Source organism: Kushneria sp. AK178 (genome assembly GCF_053903105.1).
On sequence record NZ_CP096381.1, the window covers coordinates 1,177,563 to 1,198,451 of the forward strand.

The 20,889-nt window shown below is 62.0% G+C and carries 21 protein-coding genes; 9 read left to right on the top strand and 12 right to left on the bottom strand.

Going from position 1 to position 20,889, the window contains the following annotated elements; all coding sequences use genetic code 11:
* Positions 1–40: 40 nt before the first annotated feature.
* Genes cyoD through M1D97_RS05230 form a run of 4 tightly spaced genes read right to left on the bottom strand, consistent with a single transcriptional unit; the run spans position 41 to position 4,195 of the window.
* The gene (gene cyoD, locus M1D97_RS05215; protein ID WP_456269684.1) at positions 41–400 is read right to left on the bottom strand and encodes a cytochrome o ubiquinol oxidase subunit IV; all 360 of its coding nucleotides are present in this window, start codon (positions 398–400) and stop codon (positions 41–43) included.
* On the bottom strand, positions 397–1,032 hold the full coding sequence (locus M1D97_RS05220) for a cytochrome c oxidase subunit 3 (protein WP_456269685.1): 636 nt from the start codon (positions 1,030–1,032) through the stop codon (positions 397–399). Before M1D97_RS05220 ends, cyoD begins: the two co-directional genes overlap by 4 nt.
* Positions 1,029–3,134: a cbb3-type cytochrome c oxidase subunit I gene (locus M1D97_RS05225; RefSeq protein ID WP_456269686.1), complete on the bottom strand. Its 2,106-nt coding sequence runs from the start codon at positions 3,132–3,134 to the stop codon at positions 1,029–1,031. The genes M1D97_RS05220 and M1D97_RS05225 overlap by 4 nt, the downstream gene beginning before the upstream one ends.
* Positions 3,131–4,195, bottom strand: a complete 1,065-nt coding sequence (locus M1D97_RS05230) for a cytochrome c oxidase subunit II (RefSeq protein WP_456269687.1) — start codon at positions 4,193–4,195, stop codon at positions 3,131–3,133. Before M1D97_RS05230 ends, M1D97_RS05225 begins: the two co-directional genes overlap by 4 nt.
* A gap of 163 nt (positions 4,196–4,358) precedes the next feature.
* Here M1D97_RS05230 and M1D97_RS05235 point away from each other — a divergent pair, with 163 nt between their 5' ends.
* The gene (locus M1D97_RS05235) at positions 4,359–4,877 is read left to right on the top strand and encodes a nucleoside deaminase (RefSeq protein WP_456269688.1); all 519 of its coding nucleotides are present in this window, start codon (positions 4,359–4,361) and stop codon (positions 4,875–4,877) included.
* Here M1D97_RS05235 and M1D97_RS05240 read toward each other — a convergent pair.
* Complete coding sequence (locus M1D97_RS05240) at positions 4,874–5,017, bottom strand: hypothetical protein (protein WP_456269689.1); 144 nt, start codon at positions 5,015–5,017, stop codon at positions 4,874–4,876. The genes M1D97_RS05235 and M1D97_RS05240 overlap by 4 nt on opposite strands.
* A gap of 334 nt (positions 5,018–5,351) precedes the next feature.
* Here M1D97_RS05240 and M1D97_RS05245 point away from each other — a divergent pair, with 334 nt between their 5' ends.
* On the top strand, positions 5,352–6,821 hold the full coding sequence (locus M1D97_RS05245) for a catalase (RefSeq protein WP_456269690.1): 1,470 nt from the start codon (positions 5,352–5,354) through the stop codon (positions 6,819–6,821).
* A 139-nt stretch (positions 6,822–6,960) separates the two neighbouring features.
* Here M1D97_RS05245 and M1D97_RS05250 read toward each other — a convergent pair whose 3' ends face one another.
* Both M1D97_RS05250 and yejK read right to left on the bottom strand, forming a co-directional pair.
* On the bottom strand, positions 6,961–8,607 hold the full coding sequence (locus M1D97_RS05250) for a methyl-accepting chemotaxis protein (protein ID WP_456269691.1): 1,647 nt from the start codon (positions 8,605–8,607) through the stop codon (positions 6,961–6,963).
* A 166-nt stretch (positions 8,608–8,773) separates the two neighbouring features.
* Positions 8,774–9,763 (bottom strand): nucleoid-associated protein YejK, encoded by a 990-nt coding sequence (gene yejK / locus M1D97_RS05255; protein ID WP_456269692.1) that lies wholly within the window; start codon positions 9,761–9,763, stop codon positions 8,774–8,776.
* 103 nt (positions 9,764–9,866) lie between these two features.
* On the opposite strand from yejK, the gene M1D97_RS05260 reads away from it, so the two are divergent.
* On the top strand, positions 9,867–10,355 hold the full coding sequence (locus M1D97_RS05260; protein ID WP_456269693.1) for a GNAT family N-acetyltransferase: 489 nt from the start codon (positions 9,867–9,869) through the stop codon (positions 10,353–10,355).
* Positions 10,356–10,435: 80 nt separating this feature from the next.
* Here M1D97_RS05260 and M1D97_RS05265 read toward each other — a convergent pair whose 3' ends face one another.
* Positions 10,436–10,603: a hypothetical protein gene (locus tag M1D97_RS05265; RefSeq protein WP_456269694.1), complete on the bottom strand. Its 168-nt coding sequence runs from the start codon at positions 10,601–10,603 to the stop codon at positions 10,436–10,438.
* Positions 10,604–10,829: 226 nt separating this feature from the next.
* Between M1D97_RS05265 and M1D97_RS05270 the strand changes: the two genes are divergently transcribed.
* Entirely contained in the window at positions 10,830–11,420 is a 591-nt protein-coding gene (locus tag M1D97_RS05270) for a BPSL1445 family SYLF domain-containing lipoprotein (protein WP_456269695.1), read from the top strand.
* 65 nt (positions 11,421–11,485) lie between these two features.
* On the opposite strand, the gene M1D97_RS05275 is transcribed toward M1D97_RS05270, so the two are convergent.
* Positions 11,486–12,214, bottom strand: coding sequence for a YebC/PmpR family DNA-binding transcriptional regulator (locus M1D97_RS05275; RefSeq protein WP_456269696.1), 729 nt, complete (start codon positions 12,212–12,214; stop codon positions 11,486–11,488).
* Positions 12,215–12,416: 202 nt separating this feature from the next.
* Here M1D97_RS05275 and dbpA point away from each other — a divergent pair, with 202 nt between their 5' ends.
* Positions 12,417–13,814 (top strand): ATP-dependent RNA helicase DbpA, encoded by a 1,398-nt coding sequence (gene dbpA / locus M1D97_RS05280; protein WP_456269697.1) that lies wholly within the window; start codon positions 12,417–12,419, stop codon positions 13,812–13,814.
* Positions 13,815–13,913: 99 nt separating this feature from the next.
* On the top strand, positions 13,914–14,786 hold the full coding sequence (locus M1D97_RS05285) for a PA4780 family RIO1-like protein kinase (RefSeq protein WP_456269698.1): 873 nt from the start codon (positions 13,914–13,916) through the stop codon (positions 14,784–14,786).
* Here M1D97_RS05285 and M1D97_RS05290 read toward each other — a convergent pair.
* Together M1D97_RS05290 and M1D97_RS05295 are read right to left on the bottom strand one after the other, a co-directional pair.
* A complete protein-coding gene (locus M1D97_RS05290; RefSeq protein ID WP_456269699.1) occupies positions 14,776–16,683 on the bottom strand; it encodes a putative bifunctional diguanylate cyclase/phosphodiesterase in 1,908 nt (635 codons plus the stop codon). The two genes, M1D97_RS05285 and M1D97_RS05290, sit on opposite strands and share 11 nt — an antisense overlap.
* On the bottom strand, positions 16,680–17,216 hold the full coding sequence (locus M1D97_RS05295) for a heme NO-binding domain-containing protein (protein WP_456269700.1): 537 nt from the start codon (positions 17,214–17,216) through the stop codon (positions 16,680–16,682). Before M1D97_RS05295 ends, M1D97_RS05290 begins: the two co-directional genes overlap by 4 nt.
* A gap of 336 nt (positions 17,217–17,552) precedes the next feature.
* Here M1D97_RS05295 and M1D97_RS05300 point away from each other — a divergent pair, with 336 nt between their 5' ends.
* Together M1D97_RS05300 and M1D97_RS05305 are read left to right on the top strand one after the other, a co-directional pair.
* On the top strand, positions 17,553–18,125 hold the full coding sequence (locus tag M1D97_RS05300; RefSeq protein WP_456269701.1) for a GNAT family N-acetyltransferase: 573 nt from the start codon (positions 17,553–17,555) through the stop codon (positions 18,123–18,125).
* A gap of 83 nt (positions 18,126–18,208) precedes the next feature.
* Positions 18,209–18,565 carry a DUF3817 domain-containing protein gene (locus M1D97_RS05305; RefSeq protein WP_456269702.1) on the top strand — a complete coding sequence of 119 codons (357 nt, stop codon included), beginning with the start codon at positions 18,209–18,211 and terminating at the stop codon, positions 18,563–18,565.
* Here the strand turns inward: M1D97_RS05305 and M1D97_RS05310 are convergent.
* Positions 18,550–19,470, bottom strand: coding sequence for an AraC family transcriptional regulator (locus tag M1D97_RS05310; RefSeq protein WP_456269703.1), 921 nt, complete (start codon positions 19,468–19,470; stop codon positions 18,550–18,552). The genes M1D97_RS05305 and M1D97_RS05310 overlap by 16 nt on opposite strands.
* 237 nt (positions 19,471–19,707) lie before the next feature.
* Between M1D97_RS05310 and M1D97_RS05315 the strand changes: the two genes are divergently transcribed.
* On the top strand, positions 19,708–20,775 hold the full coding sequence (locus M1D97_RS05315; RefSeq protein WP_456269704.1) for an NAD(P)-dependent alcohol dehydrogenase: 1,068 nt from the start codon (positions 19,708–19,710) through the stop codon (positions 20,773–20,775).
* Positions 20,776–20,889: the final 114 nt, after the last annotated feature.

Genomic DNA, 20,889 nt, shown 5'->3' on the forward strand with positions numbered 1-20,889 from the left:
GGACCGTGCATGTGCCGGCGGCGTCCCATGGATTCGGCAGTCAGGGCATCATGCCGGGCAGCATGCGCTGGTAGAGATCCAGCAAAATCCACAGCGTGCCGCCGCACAGGATGATCAGAATCAGCACCGTAAACAGAATCAACAGCAAATCCTCACGCGTGCTGCGATCCAGCGTGATATGCAGAAAAAAGCGCAGATGCACGATGACCTGAACCAGGGCGCAGATGCCGATGGTGAGCCACAGCGTCATGCGCTCGACGCCCGTGAAGGCAAGCATTCCAAAGGGGATCAGCGTCAGGACGAGCGCCAGACCAAAGCCCCACAGGTAGCTGCGCTGCTCGCGGGCCTTTTCCCGGGCCCTTTGTTCGGCACTGCCATGCTCGGGACGGGATGTGCTCATGACAGTCCTCCCAGATAGACCAGCGAGAAAATACCGATCCAGACAATGTCCAGAAAGTGCCACAGGATGGCAAGGCGCAGCAGGCCGGTTTTGACCGGCGCATCAAGGCCGTGAACGGCCATCTGGCCCAGCAGCGCCACCAGCCAGAGGCAGGCCGCGGCAACGTGTAGCCCGTGCAGCGGCACCAGCGAGAAAAACGCCGACAGGTAGCCGCTGCGCGAGGGTACGCCGCCCTCGTTAAACATGGTGTGAAAGTCCCTGAGCTCGAAAAAGAGAAACGCAACGCCCAGCACCAGGGTGACCAGAAGCCACACCACCAGGCGTCTTTGTTCCTGATACTTGAGCGCGATCGAGGCCATGCCGAAGGTCACGCTGCTGACCAGTAGAAACAGGGTCTGGATGAAGACGCTTTTCAGCTCGAAAAGCTCTTTGGGACCGGGGCCGCCGGCGGTGCCGCCCAGCATGGTGACGTAGGTGGCCATCAGCAGACCGAAGATGATCAGATCACTCATCATGAAGACCCAGAAGCCGAAGACCATCTCTTCGCGGCGGTCGACGTCCTGAGCATGATCGGCGCCCAGATTGAGCCCGGGGTGGCGGGCCTGCGGTCGGGCAGGGAGAGGCTGGCTCATTGCACGGCTCCTTCAACGGGGGGCATGGCGAGACCGTGGTTGTCCGTGGACTGCTCCCGGGAGCGGTCGATTGGCGTGGTCCGGTGCAGGCGCGCCAGCCAGTGTTCATGGGTGGCCCTGACCTCGTCGGCACTGATGATGCGATGGGTGTGGCGCACGAAACCACGCCCCACCACGGCGGCCAGGCTCACCAGCCCGCCGGCAATGACCAGCCACCACATGTACCAGACCAGACCGAACGCCATGGCCAGACTGGTAAGACCGATGACAACGCCCATGGCGCTGTTGGCCGGCATCTCGATATCACCGTAGTGATCCGGAACGCGCCAGGCGCGGCCGCCTTCCTTTTCGGTCATGAAGGCATCCAGACTGTGAACCTCGGGAATCACCGGAAAGTTGTATTCCGGCGGCGGCGAGGAGGTGGACCACTCCAGCGTGCGGCCGTCCCACGGGTCCCCGGCGAACACGTTGTTGGCGTGGCGGTCGCGAATGCTCACCCACAGCTGGATCAGAAGGCACAGCAGCGCACACAGGATCACCAGCGCGCCGATGCCGGCCACGATCATCCACGGCACGTATTGCGGCTCGAAGTACGCCACCGAGCGACGCGGCATGCCCATCAGGCCCAGTACGTAGAGCGGGAAGAAGGCGAGCATGAAGCCGATGATCCAGCAAAACGCTGCCCGGTAGCCCCAGCGCTCTTCCAGACGAAAGCCGGTGGCCTTGGGAAACCAGAAGTTGGTGGCGCTGAGCATGCCGAACAGCAGGCCCGGAATCAGCATGTTGTGGAAGTGGGCGACCAGAAACAGCGAGTTGTGCACCTGATAGTCCACGCTGGGGGTCGCCAGGATGATGCCGGTCATGCCGCCGAGCACGAACAGCATGATAAAGCCGATCGCATAGACCATCGGCACCGATAGGCGTATACGGCCGCGATACATGGTCAGCATCCAGTCATAGACCTTCACGCCGGTCGGGATACCGATCAGCATGGTGGCGATGCCAAAGGCGGCATTGATGTGGGCGCTCTGACCCATGGTGAAAAAGTGGTGCAGCCAGACGGTGAACGACAGCACCGCAATGCACATGGTGGCAATCACCAGAATTTTATAGCCGTAGATGCGCTTGCCCGAGAAGGTGGCAAAGACTTCGGAGAAGATGCCAAAGGGCGGCAGGATCAGGATGTAGACCTCGGGGTGACCAAAGGCCCAGAACAGGTTGACGTAGTTCATCATGTTGCCCCCCAGATCGGTGGTGAACATGTGAAAGTCGAGATAGCGATCCAGCGCCAGCAGCCCGGTGGCCACCGTCAGCGGCGGCATGCCAAAAATCATCAAAATCGCGGTGCACAGCGCCGTCCAGGTAAAGAGCGGCATGCGCATGAGCCTCATGCCCGGCGCGCGCTTTTTGAAGATGGTCACGGCGAAATTGACCCCGGTCAGGGTCGAGGACAGGGTGGAGAGCGTCACCGCCCAGATCCAGTAATCCACCCCCGCGCCCGGGTTGCGGGCCAGCTCGGTAAAGGGCGGATAGCCGGTCCAGCCGCCGATCGAAAAGGGTGCCAGCACCAGCGAGATCATCACCAGCGCCGCGCCTGCCGCCGTCAGCCCCAGACTGACCTGATTGAGCACCGGAAAGGAGAGATCCCGCGCGCCGATCTGTAGCGGCATCACGTAGTTGATGATGCCGGTGAGAAACGGCATGGCCATGAAAAAGATCATGATGGTGCCGTGGGTGGTAAAGAGCTCCCCGAAGTGCTCGGCGGTCAGAAAGCCGCTGTCGAGCCCGACCGCCTGCTGGGCACGCATGAACACGGCCTCGACGATGGCGCGTGCCAGCATGACCAGCGCAATCACGATGAACATGATGCCGATCTTTTTGTGATCGGGGCTGGTCAGCCACTCGGACCACAGGTATTTCCATTTGCCCAGCCAGGTCACGAGCACGATGGCCGCCAGTGCCCCGAGGACCACCATGCCGGCGGCGCCGGTAGCGATCACGCCGTTGATGAGGCTCAGCCAGGAGTGGTCGGTCAGCATGCTCCAGAACGGCAGGGCGTCCCAGCCGAGACGGCCGAAGATCAGACTTGTGGTATCGCTCACGGCTGCGCCTCCTTGCGCTCATGAGAGGGCGACGGTGATTCGGGAGACGCCGAATCGGAAGACTCGGGCCCGGAAGATGACGACTTGTCGTTGGGTTGGGGCTGGACCACGCTGGTACGGGTCGTGCCCAGCTGCGGCGGAGCGACATCCAGCGCCGACCAGTCGATCGGTGAGCCGCTCATGATGATGTGAAAGAGGCCGTCCGGCACCTGCGAGAAGCGGATCACCGCATCGGTGTCGCGGGTGTCGAGTCCGAGGGCGCGCGCGGTATCACGATTGTCACCCTTGTCGGCAATCATGGCGTAGGTGTCCTGATCCAGCGGCCGGCCTTCACGGCGCGTGCGCTCAACAAACGCATCAAAGGCGTCATCGTCCACGGCGCGGGTGATAAAGCGCTGGCGGTGGAAGCCCTCGCCGTTGTACTGCATGTTCTTGCCTTCGAAACGACCGGGATGATCGGCTTCGAGATGCAGTTTTGTCACCATGCGGTTCATGACGTCGATCTGACTGCCCAGCGCCGGAATAAAAAAGGACTGCAGCACCGTGGCCGAGGTCAGCGAAAAGGAGATCGGGCGGTTGGCCGGAATGACCAGCTGGCCCAGCGTGGCGATGCCCTGGTCGGGATAGATGAACAGCCACTTCCAGTCGTAGCCGACCACCTGAACCTCGAGCGGCGGCTGGTCACCGGCGATGGGGCGGTAAGGGTCAAGCTCGTGAGTCTGGCGCCAGATATACACGCCCAGAACGGCAACGATGAGTATCGGCACCGCCCACATAATGATGTCCAGCCAGCGCGACATCTCCCATTTGGGGCGATAGACCGCGTGGCCCCGATAGCGATAGCGCCACAGGATCAGCGGCGTCTGGATGATGACCGGGATCACCACGATCATGACCAGCGCGATGACGATCCAGAAATGATGGCGCTGCGCCTGGGCGATCGGCCCCTGCGGGTTCATGAACCCCGGCATGTCGTGGCCGCAGCCTGACAGTAACAGCAGGGGAACAAGCACAACGCATCGGCTGCCCTGCCGGAGAAAGTGTTCCATACGTCCTGACACGGACAGTTCTCCTCGATCCTTGATGAGAGCTCTGAACCTCGACGGGTTTTCGAGGCGGCGTCACTATAGCCAGGGATTGTCACTTAAGCATTGCTGAAAATTACAATCGAGGCGTTTTTCGTGCTCGATCGAGTTGTCTCAATTTCGGAAGGAAGCGCAGTCGATGATCAATGAAGAGGCCAGAGTCCATCTAAAGCGCTGTGTCGCACTGGCACGCGAGGCCCTTGAGGCCGGCGATGATCCCTTCGGCAGCGTGCTGGTCGATGGCAGTGGCGAGGTGTTGCAGGAAGCGCGCAATCGCGTGGTCACCGGGGAGGCGACCGAGCACCCGGAGCTGGTGCTGGCACGCTGGGCCGCGGCCAACATGAGCGTTGAGGCGCGGGCACAGGCCACGGTCTATACCTCCGGGGAGCACTGCCCGATGTGCGCCGCCGCTCACGCCTGGGCGGGGCTGGGGCGCATCGTCTTTATCAGCTCTTCCGAGCAGCTGGGCGACTGGCTGATACGCCTTGGCGCGCCGGCTTCTCCGGTGCGAATGCTGTCGATTCGTGACATCGCGCCCGGTGTGATGGTTGAAGGGCCGGTGCCGGAGCTGGTGGACGATGTTCGAGCGCTGCATGAAAGGCGTTACAGCGGCGGACACAAAAGGGTCCTGCCGATCACCGGCTCGTTCGAGCGTTAGTTGCGCCGGTCGAAGCATCGGCGATCGAGCCGGTCGGCGAGTTTCCGGGAATCGATTCGAACACGATCCCGGGGCTCGATGGCAGCGAACCGGTCGGTCACCCAGGTGGCGCCGGGGCGCATCAGGAGATGGGATCTCATGATGGCCTGAATAGGCTTTTACTATCGATAACCTGTTTCAATCATATGTTTGATAATCGATAGGCCTCGCCAACGCTGGCTTTATGGAAAGAGGCGCCTGGCAGGGCTGGTTGAATCAATCGCCGCAGTCGCGCCCAAAGGCCCGACCGCCCCTGGCCGGGCGTTGGACAGTCTCTCCGACATTATTTATAACCTTGTGCCTCTGCCCCGATGACCGCCAGCGGGATGTGCGGTCCGGGCAGGGCAGGGCGATCACGCCGCGACGCTTTCGTGATGGCCAAGCGCACGATATGTGGCGCGCAAGCGACACATTGATGAACAGGGAGAGACCACCGTGACTGACGATAATCGCAAACCAACCACGACTGATGCCGGCATCCCGGTATCCAGCGACGAACATTCGCTCTCCGTCGGTGCCGATGGCCCCATTGTGCTGCACGATCACTATCTGATGGAGCAGATGGCGGCCTTCAACCGGGAGATGATCCCCGACCGCCAGCCACACGCCAAGGGGGGCGGTGCCTTCGGGCATTTCGAGGTGACCCATGACGTCAGCCAGTACACCAAAGCGGCGTTTCTGCAGCCGGGCAAAAAGACCGAAATGGTCGCACGCTTTTCCACGGTAGCGGGCGAATCCGGCAGCCCGGATACCTGGCGTGATCCGCGCGGCTTTGCGCTGAAGTTCTACACCGAAGAAGGCAACTTCGACATGGTGGGGAACAATACGCCGGTCTTTTTCGTGCGTGACCCGCTCAAGTTCCAGCACTTCATCCACTCGCAAAAGCGCCGCGCCGACAACGGCCTGCGCGATCACGACATGCAGTGGGACTTCTGGACGCTGTCGCCGGAATCCGCCCACCAGGTCACCTGGCTGATGGGCGATCGCGGCATTCCTGCCACCTGGCGCCACATGAACGGCTACTCGAGCCACACCTACATGTGGGTCAACGAAGACGGCGAGCGGTTCTGGGTCAAGTACCACTTCAAGACCGATCAGGGCATCAAGTGCATGACCCAGGAGCAGGCGGATCAGATGGCGGGGTCGGATGCCGACTACCACCGTCGCGACCTGTTCAATGCGATCGACCGCGGCGAGTATCCCACCTGGACGCTGCACGTGCAGATCATGCCGTTCGAGGACGCCAGAACCTATCGCATCAACCCGTTTGATCTGACCAAGATCTGGCCGCACGAGGACTACCCGCTGATCGAGGTAGGCAAAATGACGCTGGATCGCAATCCGACCGATTTTCATACCGAGATCGAGCAGGCGGCGTTTCAGCCCAACAACTCCGTGCCGGGAACCGGTTTCTCGCCGGACAAGATGCTGCTGGCACGCACCATCTCCTACGCCGATGCGCACCGCGCCCGCCTGGGGGTGAACTATCAGCAGATTCCGGTCAATTCGCCGAAGTACGCCGCTACCCACAGCTACAGCAAGGGCGGCCGGATGCGCATGTCCAACGTCACCGATCCGGTCTATGCACCCAACAGCAAGGGCGGTGCCCATGCCGATGCGCAGCGCTATCCGGAAAACTCGACCTGGCAGGCCGATGGCGAGTTCGTGCGCGCCGCCTACACGCTGCGCCCGGATGACGGCGACTTCAATCAGGCCAACGATCTGGTGAACAAGGTCATGGATGAAGAAGCGCGTGACCGCCTGGTCAACAACATCGTCGGCCACGTCAGTGCCGGTGTCGAAGAGCCTGTGCTCTCGCGGGTTTTCGAGTACTGGAAAAACGTCGACGAGACCATCGGTCGCCGCGTTGAAGAAGGCGTCATGGCAAAGCGCAACGGGCAGTAATCGATACGTTTACCGCGACGATGGTTGATCGTCGCGGTAATTGATTGCGCTTGCGCCAAACGGCTCGCTGTTCAGCGAGCCGTTTTTTGTCGTGGACCGGGGAAGCGTCTGCTGCGGCGTATCAAGCACGAGCGGGTCGCTAGAATTCTCTCCACTCCTCGGCCACGACGGTTTCCCGGGTGTCGGATGTCCGTGGTGTCGGTGCGCTCGTCATCGACGCGAGCCGGCTCGAAGACGTCGCATTCGCCACAGCCGGTGTCGAAGCATCGAAGTTTTTGAAAAAGCCGATTTCGCGGGCCAGGCTCTCCGCCTGCGTCTTCAGATGACCGGTCACGGTGTTGGATTCTTCAACCAGTCCTGCATTCTGCTGAGTGACGCTGTCCATCTCGCTGACGGCCGTGTTGATCTGCTGAATGCCGGCGGACTGCTCGCGGCTGGCGGTGGCGATCCCGGCCACCAGCGCCGTCACCTTTTCCACGCTGGAGACGATCTCGTTGAGCGTTTCGCCGGATCGCTGAACCAGCTCGGAGCCCTTGCGCACCCGTTCGGCGCTTTCAGAAACCAGCTGTTTGATCTCGCCGGCGGCATCGGCACTGCGGCTGGCGAGCTGGCGAACTTCCTGGGCGACCACGGCGAAACCGCGTCCCTGCTCTCCGGCGCGCGCTGCTTCTACCGAGGCATTAAGGGCAAGAAGGTTGGTCTGAAAGGCAATCTCGTCGATCATGCCGATAATGTTCGAGATCCGGTGACTGGACTGGTCGATCTCCTGCATTGCCGTCACCGCCTGGTCGACTACTGCACCGCCTTCTCCGGCACTGACGCTCACCGCACTCGCCAACTGGTCGGCTTCACTGGCGTTGTCCGCGTTCTGCTTGACCGTGTTGGTGATCTGCTCGAGTGCCGAAGCCGTCTGCTGCAGGCTCGCCGCCTGCTCCAGGGTGCGCTTGCTGAGATTGTCGTTGCTCGCTGCCAGTTCGCTGGAAACCGACTCGACGCTTTTGGCATTGCGCGCCACCTCGCCGATCACGCCGGTAAGCCGGTCGCGCATGGTGGTCATGGCGCCCAGCAGTACGCCGAATTCGTCGCGATAGGAGTTGGTGATGCGGGTGCCCAGATCACCCGCCGCCAGTGACTGCGAGAAAGCCGTCGCTTCGGTCAGCGGGCGCAGGATGCCCCGGGCCAGCCACAGACCGATGGCGATGGCCAGAATAATGCCCGCCAGCAGCACTGCGATCGTCAGATTGCGATTGAATTCGTAGTCCGTGACGCTCTCTGCATAGGCTTCCTGCACGTTGGCGCGAGACTCGCGATAAAGGCCGGTGACCTGCGTGTAGATATCCTCATAGGCCGCGTTGATCTGCTCTTCGCTGGCCTGTCCGCTGTCCAGCATTGTGCGCAGGGAGCTCAACCCGGCCAGATAGGCCTGGGCGATGTCACGTTCGGCATCGCTGCTGACCATTGCCGGATAGTAGTTGGCCCAGGCTTCATCGGTACGGGCCCGGTTGGCTTCGAGCTGCTGGCGTTGCTCGGTCGTTAGCGGCCTGTTGCCGGCGGCGGCCATCAGGGTACGGTTGTCACCAATGGTGGCGCGCACCGTCGCCAGGTCGACCATGGCCGCGAACTCGTGGTCCACAATCTGCGCCATCGTGTCCTGCGTTTCACTGTTGCAAAGAATCGCTTCCGTACCGACACCGACCAGCATCAGAATCATGAATCCCAGGCCGGCGAAGAGCCGGGTCTTGACGCTGCGCCTGCGTTTTCCTGCCGCCCATCCCATCGATTGCATCCCCATCCCCCCCCGCCAGTAGTCACTTGATACCCCCGCTCCCGGCGGGCGTTTCAAACCGGGTTATCGGCATGAAAAAAAGCAACTTGACAAGTCCTGTGAGGGAAATTCAAGCGTTTGAGCAGGCAGAAACTGGCGGTTTCGAGAGGTTCCAATCCAGGGGTGCTTACTGGCCGCGCGACTTGATCTGCTCCTTCAGTGGGCCGGGCACCTTCTTGATGATCAGCCGATCCTGTGACTCGTTGTACTCGATGCTGTCGCCGAGCAGGTGGGAGTCGAAGCTGATCGACATACCGCCGGCGCGTCCGGTATAGCGACGGAACTGCTGCAGAGTGCGCTTGTCCGGTGGAATCTCCGGGGAGAGGCCGTAGTCCTTGTTGCGGATGTAGTCATGAAAGGCATCCGGACGCTCGTCGTCCACCAGGCTCGAAAACTCCTCGAGGGTGATCGACTCGCCCCGTTTGGATTGATCGCTGGCGTAGTCAATCACGGCGTCGGTCTTTTCGCGACTCTGTGACTCGTCCATCGACTCGCTTTCGACATAGTCACTGAAGGCCTTGAGCAGGGTACGGGTTTCGCCCGGGGCGTCGACACCTTCGACGCAGCCCAGAAGGTCCTGAAACTCCTCGACCAGCTTCTTGCCGCCGCGGTCGCGGGTAAAGGCGATGTACTGCTTCGAGTTGCCGGCCTGCCACTGGGTCAGATCGATGCGCACGGCCAGCGTCATCTGACTCAGATTGAGCTGACGGCTGGGCGTAACATTGAAATCCCCATCCAGCGTAAAGCCTTCCCGGTAGTGCAAAAGCGCCACCGTCAGAAACTCCGCCTCACCCTGGCGGGCATGGACAAACAGCAGCGGTCCGCCGCTGGGCAGATGCTCATCAATCAGTGTGCGAAAGCCCTCACTGCTTTGACGGGTAAACTCGACAAACCCGAGATTGCCGGCCAGGTATTCGCTCAGGCCATGGGCAAAGGCGCCGTCGTCGCTGAAATGACCCCAGCCCTTGGTCTTGCCGTTGAAGGTCGCATTGAAGTGATTGAGCAGGTTGTCCATCGCGCCTGATTCAGCCATGGGGGCCTGTGCTGCGCGCAACGTGGTGTTCTGATCGTCGGCGGACTTGTCGAGGTGATGGACGATGCTTTGAAGAATCGGCATGACAATGATCCGGCAGAAAATGTGGCGCGATGATAACGCGCTATGCCCGCCAGGGGCAGGGCGGGCCCTTGAGGGCAATCGCCGGGAACGGCATGCTGGCGCGATGTCTGTTGTCCGTGCCTATCATCTTGAGGATGCCGATGCCCTGGACGCGCTGTATCGGCGCAGCAAGGGGGATGAATTTCGCTTTGAAGCGGACTGGCCCGATCGATTTTCTATTATACCGTTATCCTGTGATGAAGCACGCCTTGCCATGTTCACGGCCTCCGAGGCGCTGGTGGTGGACAGTACAAAAGATCAGGCGGCGGGTCTGTCCGGTGTCATCTACTGGCAGGCGTGTCACATCGTGGGGCTGCTGGTAGCACCCGAAGCGCGGGGCAGGGGGATCGGTCGTGATCTGATGATGGCCGCTTTGACCGCCATGCAGGGCAGTGTCGTCACCCTGACGGTGGTGGCTTCCAATACCCCGGCAGTCAGGCTGTATGAGGCGCTCGGCTTTCAGCGGGGAGAACAGCGGACAGGATTTTATCAGGGCGTGGCGGTGACACTGTTGACCATGCGGCGCGACTCGAACGGCTGCGCCCGAGGGTAGAAGGCGCCACCGATGGCGCTGGCATCAGGGGTTGTCCCCGTGACTTCGCCGGACTGCTGCGTGATCGGCTGTCCCGGCACTCAGCTGCGGGCGCTGTCCTGCCGGCTCATGTCATCCCGGGCCTGATGGTGGATCGGGGTGTCATGGGTGTCGGTGTCATTGGAGGACGAGGAAGTGCCGGCAAAGACCATGCCGTAGATCAGTACGGTCGCGGTGGCCATTGCGAGGCACTTGTCGGTCAACGTCATGGTGATAAGGCTCCCGGTTCCGAATCGTGTCATCAGTCCTGATCAAGCTGCCTTCATATCGTGACTGTTTAATGACAGGGCCGATCGGAAGAAAAAGCCCTTTTTATGGCGGTATCTTCAAATACGAGACGGTATTTTCAGGCGATGCCGCAATAAAAGCGTTATCCTGTTTAATGTCATCGTAAGCTTCTGGCGCGATGCGTTTTCAACGGCAAGGAGGCCTGATATGTCACGTTTTCCCCGCTTTACCCGCGTTGGCGCCCTGGCGCTGGCCGCTGTTCTGGGCGCCACCACGCTGTCTGCCTGTACCACCACCGGTCCTTCCGATCGCCAGAGCCGGATGGAACAGCGTGCCGAGCTTGATCAGAGCGTCCAGGAAACGCTTGACCGGCTGTATCGCACGGCGCCTCAGGCCCGCAGCCTGGTGCAGCGCTCGGAAGGGGTGCTGGTATTTCCGGGCGTGCTCGGGGCCAGCTTCGTGTTCGGGGCCAGCCACGGCGATGGTCAGCTTTTGATCGATGGCGAAAGGGCCGGCTACTACACCACTACCAGCGGCTCGATCGGCTTTCAGGCCGGGGCTCAATCCCAGGCCGTGGTCTATGTGCTGATGACCGAGGGGGCGCTCAATCGCGTGCGCAGCGACAACGGCTGGTCGGTGGGCGCCAATGCCGGCGTCGCCGTGGCCGATATCGGTGCCAACGGTCAGATCACCAACAATACCGCCAATCAGGAAGTCGTGGCCTTTGTCATGAACAACCAGGGCATTCAGGGCGGGGTGTCGCTGGAGGGCGCGAAGATTTCCAAGTCCAACCCGTAACGACGTCGGGCGCTGTTACCAAAAAACCCACCAGACGGTGGGTTTTTTCATGTGTGCCGGTAGCGTCAGGCGTTTTCGGGAAGCTCGGCGTTGTGATAGATGTTTTGTACATCGTCCAGGTCGTTGAGCATGTTCAGAAACTTCTCGAACTGCGCCACATCCTCGCCCTCGACCGGCGTGGTGGTCTGCGGCACGAACTGGATGTCATCGGTGTCAAGATCCAGTCCGTCGAAGGCGTCCAGCAAAGCCTGCCGGGCCCGGGCATACTCGGTGTGCGGCGCAAAGACGGTGAGGCGGCCATTTTCGTTTTCGATGTCGGTGACGTCGACATCGGCTTCCATCAGCGCCTCGAGCACGGCGTCGTCATCCTCGCCCTTGAAAACAAAAATGGCACAGTGATCGAACATGTGGCTGACGCTGCCCGGGGTGCCGAGCTTGGATTTCGTCTTGGTAAAGACGCCGCGGATGTCCCCGAAGGTGCGGTTGGGGTTGTCGGTCAGACACTCGACGATGACCATGCAGCTGCCGGGACCGAACCCCTCGTAGCGCGCCGGCGAAAAGTCTTCACCGCCCACGCCGCTGGCCTTGTCGAGTGCCCTGTCGATCACGTGTGACGGCACCTGATCCTTTTTGGCCCGCTCGAGCAGTGCGCGCAGGGACAGATTGCCCTCCGGGTCGGTACCGCCGGATTTGGCGCACACATAGATTTCACGCCCGTACTTGCTATACACCTTGGTCTTGGCGTCGGCCGTTTTGGCCATGTCTTCCTTGCGGTTCTGGAAAGCCCTGCCCATATCGATTCCCGATCCTTGATGACTGTCATGGCTCGATTTTACTTGAAGCCCGACCGGGTCGAATAGCGTTATTTGTCCCGCATCGGGGTGGTCCGGGCCGGTCGCCAACGATATTGCCCGGTGGCTCTGGTATGCTGCGCGGTCCGATCCGTATTGCCCCCTTCGCGGGCAGTCCATCCGTTTCAGGCCAGGGAGCTGCCCCATGTCCAATGATGTCGACGTCGAATTTGCCTCGCTGGGTCTTGCCCCCGAGCTTCAGGATAATCTGGCCACGCTTGGCTATCACACCATGACCCCCATCCAGGCCGAGAGCCTGCCGCTGATGCTCTCCGGCCATGACGTCATCGGGCGCGGGCGCACCGGCTCCGGCAAAACGGCGGCGTTCGGGCTGGGTCTTTTGTCGCGTCTCAACGTCAAGCGCTTTTGCGTGCAGTCGCTGGTACTGTGCCCGACGCGCGAGCTGGCCGATCAGGTGGGTGAGGAGATTCGTCGTCTGGCGCGCGGCTGTCACAACGTCAAGGTGCTGACGCTGTGCGGCGGCGTGCCGATCGGTCCGCAGCGCGAGTCGCTGGCCCACGGGGCGCACATCATCGTGGGCACGCCGGGGCGGGTCGAGGATCACCTGCGTCGTGGCTCGCTGAGCCTCGAGGCGCTCAACGTGCTGGTGCTGGATGAGGCCGATCGCATGCTCGACATGGGCTTTCAGGACGCGCTGGAGGCCATCATTGCGGTGATCCCGCGCCAGCGGCAGACGCTGTTGTTCAGCGCCACCTGGAGCGAGGCGCTGGCACCGGTGGCGGCCCGGGTCATGCAGGCGCCGACCACCGTCGAGGTGGATACGGATCACGACGAGCAGAGCATTCGTCAGCATTTCTACGCCATCGACAATGACAGCGCACGCCTCGAGGCGCTGAAACGGCTGCTGTTCAAGCACCGTCCGGTCTCGAGCGTGGTGTTCTGCAACACCCGCCGCGATGTCCAGGCGGTGAGCGATGCCCTCAACGATCACGGTCTTGAGGCCTCGGCGCTGCATGGCGACATGGTGCAGCGCGATCGTGACCGGACGCTGATGCTGCTGGCCAATGGCAGTCTCTCGATTCTTGTGGCCACCGATGTGGCCGCTCGCGGACTCGATATCGAGTCGCTCGATGCGGTGTTCAACTACCAGCTGGCCCACGACACGGAAACGCACATCCATCGTATCGGGCGGACCGGACGCGCCGGCGGGCAGGGCGCGGCCCACAGTCTGGTTGGCGAGCGCGAGCGGGCACGTCTGTCGCTGTATGGCGCGCCGCAGGAGGCGCCGATCATGCTCGAGGCGCTGCCGCCAGCGAGCGTGCTGACGCGTGCGCCCTTCGAGCCGGCGATGGCGACGCTGATGATCGATGCCGGCAAGAAGCAGAAGATCCGTCCGGGCGATATCGTGGGGGCGCTGACCGGCGAGGCCGGTATCGACGCCGGCCGGGTCGGCAAAATCCGGGTGCTGGAGCGAAGCGCCTGGGTGGCGGTACACCGCGAGGTGGCAGATACGGCACTGGCTCACTTGAACGACGGCGGCCTGAAGGGGCGTGGCGTTCGCGCGCGACGGGTCTCCCGCTGACCCGTCGGTATCAGATACAGCTCATGCAGGGGCACGTCGGGGCAGACATCATGAACACTGTGCCAGGCTTGTCATGACACGAGCGAACAAAGAGGTCGCATGAAAACTCCCAAACGATTGCAGCCGCTAATGGATGACGGGCTGATCGATGACATCGTGTTTCAGCTGCAAAGCGGCAAGGAAGCGCAGGTGTATGTGGTGCGGTGTGGCGATGCGCTGCGCTGTGCCAAGATTTTCAAGGAGGCCAGCAAGCGCAGCTTCAAGCAGGCCGTGCAGTACCAAGAAGGGCGTCAGGTGCGCAACAGTCGCCGGGCCCGCGCCATGTCCAAAAAGACCCGCTACGGTCAGCGCGAGCAGGAGTCGGCCTGGCTCAATGCCGAGGTGGATGCCCTGTATCGGCTGTCGGATGCCGGCGTTCGTGTGCCCGAACCGCACGGGTTCGTCGATGGTGTGCTGCTCATGGAGATGATCGTGGACGAGGAGGGCGACCCCGCCCCGCGTCTGGATGACATCAAGCTCAGCGAGGCGCAGGCGATCGAGTACCACCATCGCATCGTGAGCGATGTGGCCCGCATGCTGTGCGCCGGGCTGGTCCATGGCGATCTGTCCGAGTTCAACGTGCTGGTCGGGCGGGAAGGCCCTGTCATCATCGATCTACCCCAGGCCGTTGACGCGGCCGGCAACAACAACGCCTCCCGCATGCTGCTGCGCGATGTCGACAACATGCGCCGCAGCTTCGGCCGCTATGCGCCGTCGCTGTTGAACACCGACTACGGACTCGAAATCTGGTCGCTCTATGAGGCCGGCGAACTCTATCCCGACTATCCGCTCACCGGCGTTTTCGATCGCGACACGGCCGGCGTGGACGTCAGCGACCTGCTGGACGTCATCGAGGACGTGCGCGAAGAAGAGGAGGAGCGTCGTCGCCGCGAGCAGGAACAGGAAGCAGAGGACCGGGATCTCAGCCAGTAAGGGAGGCCCCTGACGCTGCATCCGAGTGCAGCAGGGCGGTCATGGCCGCGTCATCGAGCGGGCGGCTGAAGTGATAGCCCTGCAGACAGTGCGCGCCGAGGTCACACATGATGCGCGCCACGTTGGCCGACTCCACGCCCTCGGCGGTCACGGCCAGACCACAGGCCCGGGCGATCTGAATGATGGCCCGGACAATGGTGGTATCCCGCTCGGAGGGTGTTTCGAGCTTGAGAACGAAGCTCTTGTCGATCTTGAGGATATCCAGCGGCATCCACTGCAGATAGCTCAGCGCGCTGTAGCCGGTGCCGAAGTCATCCAGTGCCAGCCGCACGCCCAGTGCCCGCAGTCGCGCCAGCCGTTCGAGCACTGACTTCTCGGCGCTGATGTAGAGACTCTCCGTAATTTCCAGAATCAGACAGTGTGCCGGCAGGCCGCTCGCCTCCAGCGCACTGATGACATGACCCACGAAGGCTTCTTCCCGCAGCTGTACCGGTGACACATTGACCGCAATGCTTTCGAAGGCGGGCTGTTCAAGGCGCCATTGCGCGGCCCTGTGAATGACGTCATGCAGAATCTGGCGCCCCACCTCGCGGATGAGCCCCTGCTCCTCCAGAAAGGGGATGAACTCGGCGGGGCCGGGGGCATCGACAGCCTGCCAGCGCAGCAGGGCTTCGGCGCCCACGATCCGGTGATCGCGCGAGACGAAGGGCTGAAAGAATGCCACGAACTCCTGGCGGGCAACGCCCTGACGAACGCGCAGGGCGAGCTGCTTGCGCCGCTCGACCTGCTCGGCAATCTCGGTATCAAAGCGCCGCAGACGGCTGTTGTCATGTGCCCGGGCGTGGCCCAGGGCGATATCGGCGGCGTAAAACAGGGCATGGCCGTCGCGGGCATCGTCAGGGTAGACGGCAAGGCCGGCATGAAAGGCCGGTTCGATGCGGTGGTGTTCCAGCATCATGGGCCGGGCCAGATCGGCCAGCAGGTCCCGGGCGATGGTGTCGGCATGGTCGGCGTCGACCAGGGGCATGAGCAGCACAAACTCGTCGCTGCCCAGGCGGGCCACGCTGCGGCTTAGTGGTTCGCTCTCGAGTCGGCGTGCGGTTTCAAACAGATAGCGGTCGGCGATCTCGTGGCCATACTCCTCATTGATCTCTCCAAACCCGGACAGATCGATATACAACAGCGCCAGCGGCCGCGAATCGACGGTAATGGTTTCAAGGTCGCGGAAAAAGGCGGCCCGATTCAGGGCGCCGGTCAGCACATCGCGCCACGCCATGCGCTCGATCGCCTGGCGGTCACGCTCACTCTTGTAGACATGCGCCAGTTCTCGTACCAGTGCCAGCACCATCTCCCGACTGAAGGTGGCGTCCTCGTCTTCCATATAAGAGAACAGCTCCAGCGCGCCCATGCACTGTTCACCGGTACCGATGCTGCAGAGCAGACGTCGATGCATGTGCCCGGGCCAGCGCTTTTCGGGCGTGTCGCGTTCGTGTATCACGAGATCCAGCGGGCGTGCGTTTTCGAACCAGCCCTGCGCCGATGCGGTCAGACTGTCGCCGGGGCGGGTACGCGGGCTGTCACCCTCATACAGGGCGGAGACCCGCACCGGTGGGGTAATGTTGTCAAAGGGCTTGTAGACAACCCGACAGTAGCGCCAGGCGGTGTGTTCCAGCAGCGACTTGAGCGCCTCCCGGGTGGCCTGGCGAAGGCGCATGCTGCCGTGTGCATGAGTGGATACCTGCGAGATGGCCTGCAGCTTGAGCTGCTCGCGATACAAACGCCGGGTGCTGGTGTCGGCGACATGCTCGGCATCGCGACGGGCCTGACGTTCGCGGGCGAGCTGTTTCTGCAAACGCTCGACGGTATCGGCAAGAGGTTCCGGGGCTTTTTTTGTCATCGGATCGAGATACGAAAAAGGCAGTGCTCATCACCGCGGTGGCGACACCGGATATGGTCGATTGCCACGGTTTCGTTGTAATAATCGCTGCAGCCCAGCATGAGCCCGTGCGCAAGGCTGCAGATGCCGCGTACCGAGCGATACTCCATCACCATGCTGTGGTCGGTGACCTCATGATAATGAAAGACCGGGACGATGGCATCAGGGTGATATCTGACCACCTCGGGGTGAATGACATTGTTGAGCGCCTTGAGCGTGGCAAACGTGGTACCGAAACGTTCGAGCATGCCCGGATAAAAATCGCCAAGGCGTGGCAGCATCTCCCGGCCCAGCCACTGAAGGCAGGCCTGCGGCGTCATGTGCAGGTGATGGCTGGCGGCGCTCACCAGCGCCAGCATGTCGTGGTCGTCATAGTTGCCAAGCGATGACCAGGCGCCGCTGACCCGGGCATTATCAAGCAGCACTTCCCAGGTCTGCTCATCGAAGCGGCTGACCACGATGTCATTCAACATGTTGAAGATGATGCCTTTCACGTCCTGACTCCCTTTTTGATCAGGCGGCCCGCGCATGGACTGTTCGAATTGCTCTATCGGCCGGGCAGCGCCGCTCTGAAGCCCGATCGATGCCGGTGGTGAATCGGGACCGTGTGGTACGGAAAATAGTACCCCGGCGCTGTGTCGGCGGTGCCGGCAGGGTTTGACCTGTCAGCGGGCATTTTAACCGGCAGATCGGGGGCAGTCTCCGGCAGCGTGTGGCGATGGCACGGCCATCACCGGGGCGACAGGGGGCGCATTGGCATTATTCGAAGAGGTGAATATAGTGGGCGATGAACATCACCGCTGATACACACTCTCCTGACAGGGCCTGCCATGTTCTTTCATCCGATCAACGAGACGCTCTCCCTGTCGCTGCTGCATCCCCGCATGGCGCCTGAACTCTATCGACTGGTGGATGACAACCGAGCCCATCTGAGCCGGTGGCTGGGCTGGGTGGCGCATACCACATCGCCGGCCGACAGCGCCGGCTTTATTCGTCAGTCGCTGCATGACTACGCCGACGGCAAACGCCTGATCTGTGGCCTGCATTATTCTCCGCAAACGCGCCCCCTGCTGGTGGGCACGGTCAGCTTCAACGAGATCATGCCGGCCACCGGACGGGCCAGTCTGGGCTACTGGCTGGATGAGCGCTGGCAGGGCCGCGGACTGATGACGCTGGCCTGTCAGGCGATGATACGACTTGCCCTTGAAGACTACGCCCTGGAGAAGATGCAGATTTCGGCGGCGACGGGCAATACCCGGAGCCGGGCGGTCTGCGAGCGTCTGGGGGCGAGGCTGGAGGGCGTGATCACGCGGGCAGAAAGCGTTAACGGGGTGGTACATGATCATGCCGTCTACGGTCTCTCCCGTGATGATGCGGCGCTCTGGCGCGAAGCGGGGCAGTGATGGCGGGTAGCGCCGCGATGCGTTCGTTCATTACAGTAGCGCCACGACCCGTTTCAATGCACTTCGATGCAAGAGAGCTTCCCTTGAATACTCCTGATCTGATCCATACCCGAATGAAACGCCTGCGGCTGGTGTCGATTCTGGAGGGCACCACGCTGCTGCTGTTGATCGTGGTGGCTGTCCCGCTCAAGCATGTGGCGGGTTTCCCGCTGGCGGTCTCCATCATGGGGCCCATCCATGGCGTGGCCTTTCTGCTCTATCTGTCCGTGGTCTTTCGGGTGGTCTCCATGGGCGGCTGGAATGGACTGGATATCGCGCGCATGATTCTGGCGGCCTTCATTCCCTTCGGTGCCTTCATCAATGCCCCCTTCATGCGCCGCAAGGAGGCAGAGCTGGTGCGCATGAGCAAGGCAGCCTCCGGGGCTCACTCGGCGCGCTGACGCGCCGGGTACTGATCCCCCGCCGGCTGATGGCCGAAGTAGCGCTTGTACTCCCGACTGAACTGCGAGGCACTCTGATAGCCCACGGCGCCGGCCGCACCGCTGACGTTGTGGGTGCCGGCGGCAATCATGGCGCGTGCCTTCAACAGGCGGATGCGCTTTTGATACTGCAGCGGCGAGAGGTGGGTAAAGCGCTTGAAGTGGTGATGAAAGGCCGAGGCGCTCATGTTGACCTTGCCGGCCAGCGTCTCGACGGACAGCGGCCGGGCGTAGTCGCTGTGCAGCGTCTCGAGGGCGTGGCCGATACGTGCGTACTGGGTCTGCTGCAGCAGCTGGCGCAGTGACTCGCCCTGCGGCCCCCTGAGCGCCTCGAACAGCACCTCCCGGATGCGCTGGCGGCCCAGCGCGCGACACAGGGTCTCATCGTGGAGACACTCCAGCAGATGCATGACGCCATGGGCCATGGACGTTGTCAGGGTCACGGCGGCCATGGGGTCGGGCGGTGTGGCACGCTCCGGCGTGGTCGGCATGACCTGGTTCAGCTCTCCCAGCATGATCATGTCGATGCTGATAAAGACCCCCAGCAGGGGCGCCTGTGGCGTGGCCTGCGTCTCGCACTCGAAGGGGACCGGCATGGCCTGGACCAGATAGTGACCGGCGCCGTAATGGATGACCCGCTCTGACAGATAGCCCGTCTTCTCGCCCTGGGCGATGATGATCAGTCCCGGCTCGTAGACCAGCGGCGTGCGCTGGTGGCTGCCGTGCAGGGCCATCAGCTGTACGCCCTCCAGTGCGGTGGGGATGTAGCCATCGCGGTCGATCAGGGGCGTGATCAGATCACACATGCGCTGTTGCAGCGCCTCGGGTGCCGGTTCGTGGGAGATATCAGGCAGCGTATCAGACATGGGAAGGCATCCGTGATTCATGGCGGTCCCTGCACCGGGTACCGGTATCGGCAGAATTGTGCATGAAAAGGACGCCAATGATACCTTATAACGCCAGCTCATGCAGGAATGGGCAAGTACGCAGCAGGACCGTGTATGGTGTGACAGCGCTGTCGCCGCCAGACTGATCCCACTTGAAGATATCCGCGCGAGAGTGGGTATCCGGTTTTGATGCGTTATGCGCAAGGAGAAGTATTCATGTCGACATCCGCAAAAGGCTACGCCGCCCATAGCGCTGACACACCGCTGGCGCCCTGGAGCTTCGAGCGCCGTACGCCGCGTCCCGATGACGTCTCCATCGAAATCATGTACTGCGGTGTCTGCCACAGTGACCTTCATTTCGCCCGTGATGACTGGGGCATGGCCGCCTATCCGGTGGTGCCGGGCCATGAAATCGTGGGCCGTGTGACCGCCGTGGGGGATGAGGTCACGCAGTACAGTGTCGGCGATATCGTGGGCGTGGGCTGCATGGTGGACTCCTGCCGCCAGTGCCGCTCCTGCAACAGCGGCCTGGAACAGTACTGCGCCGAAGGCTTCACCATGACCTATGGCAGCCCCGACCGCCACGACAACACCCTGACCCAGGGCGGCTATTCCGATTCGGTCGTGGTCAGCGAGCGATTCGTGGTGCGCATGCCCGAAAGCATCGATCTCAAGTCCGCGGCACCGCTGCTGTGTGCCGGCATCACCACTTATTCACCGCTCAAGCACTACGGCGTCAAGCCGGGCGACAAGGTTGGTGTCATCGGTATGGGGGGGCTGGGCCATATGGGCGTCAAGCTGGCCAGTGCCCTGGGCGCCGAGGTCACGCTCTTTACCCGCTCCGAATCCAAGGTGGCCGAGGCAAAAGAGCAGGGCGCCGATCACGTGGTGGTCTCCACCGATGACGAGCAGATGACCGCCATCACCGAGACCTTCGATTTCATGCTCGATACCGTCCCGGTCCAGCATGACATCAATCCGTACCTCAACGCGCTCAAGCCCGATGGCACCCACATTCTGGTCGGCCTGCTCGAGCCGCTCGACCCGGCCGTCAGCGGGGCCAATCTGGTCTTTCGTCGCCGGGTGCTGGCCGGTTCACTGATCGGCGGCATGCCGGAAACCCAGGAGGTGCTGGATTTCTGCGCCGACAACGGCATCACCTGTGACGTCGAGATGATCAATATCGATCAGATCAACGAGGCGTGGGATCGCATGCAAAAGGGCGATGTACGCTATCGCTTCGTGATCGACATGGCCTCCATCAGGGAAAACAGCGCGGCCTGATCAAAAAGCGTTGCAGCGCAACACTGTCGTGTTCAAACCGGCGCCCCGAGGCGCCGGTTTTTTTATATCATCACGGTGGGCCCGTTCGGGCAGCAGGACCATCACCTAACGGAA